Annotated in this window: 1 protein-coding gene; it reads right to left on the bottom strand. The window is 43.6% G+C overall.

Features of this window, described 5'->3' with window-relative positions:
- A partial coding sequence (locus FFO06_RS20655) for a lectin-like protein (RefSeq protein WP_268904656.1) occupies positions 1-985 on the bottom strand: 985 nt, incomplete at both ends.

Here is a 985-nt window from a genome sequence, read left to right as displayed (position 1 = left end):
GGTGTCTATACCTGGGTCGGTATTTTCGATAATGGTATCATTGAGATTATCAACAATATAGGTATCGTTGCCTAAACCACCAATTAAAGCATCATTGCCTAAACCACCGTCAAGGGTGTTATTAGCGTCGTTACCTGTGATGACGTTATTAAGTGCGTTCCCTGTACCGTTAATAGCTGCTGTTCCTGTTAAAGTCAGGTTTTCCACGTTAGCAGCAAGAGTCAAAGTAACACTAGATTGAATGGTATCTGTACCTGCGATGGCACTTTCGATAATGGTATCATTGGGATTATCAACAATGTAGATATCATTGCCTAAACCACCGTCAAGGATGTTATTAGCACTGTTACCTGTGATGACGTTATTAAGTGCGTTCCCTGTACCGTTAATTGCTGCTGTTCCTGTCAGAGTTAGGTTTTCAACGTTGGTAGCAAGAGTTAAGGTGACACTAGATCGAATGGTATCTGTACCCTCGTTGACATTTTCGGTAATGGTATCAGTGGTGCTATCTACAATATAGATATCGTTGCCTTTACCACCAATTAGGATGTCATGACCAGCACCACCATCAAGGGTGTCATTGCCAGAAAAACCAACGAGGGTGTCATTGCCATCAGTACCATTAAGGGAGTCATCACCATCAGTACCAGTGATCGGAGTCGGATTGACGGATTGTTTGATTTCAATGATGCCTCTGAAAGCTGTGGGAGGGACAAGGGTAGTGGGGTCGGGGTAATCATTCCATTGACCAGCAGCACCGAAATTCATCACCACATAATCTTCACCCTGTGGTCCGCCATTATCTGGTTGACCGGGAAACCAGTTACGGTAAGTAGATGTTTCACCACTTGCCCAATTGAACTGGCCTTCTGTTACATTATCTGTCAAGCCAATCCATAGTTGTTCAGTACCACCAAAGGTGGTGACTAACCATTGTTGCTCTTGTAGTGAGTTAATAGTGACAAGATTTCCGCCTAAACTTTGG

The sequence above is a fragment of the Dolichospermum planctonicum genome (assembly GCF_005402965.1).
In the GTDB taxonomy this organism is placed as follows: domain Bacteria; phylum Cyanobacteriota; class Cyanobacteriia; order Cyanobacteriales; family Nostocaceae; genus Dolichospermum; species Dolichospermum planctonicum.
This window is presented reverse-complemented; position numbering and strand designations above follow the sequence as displayed.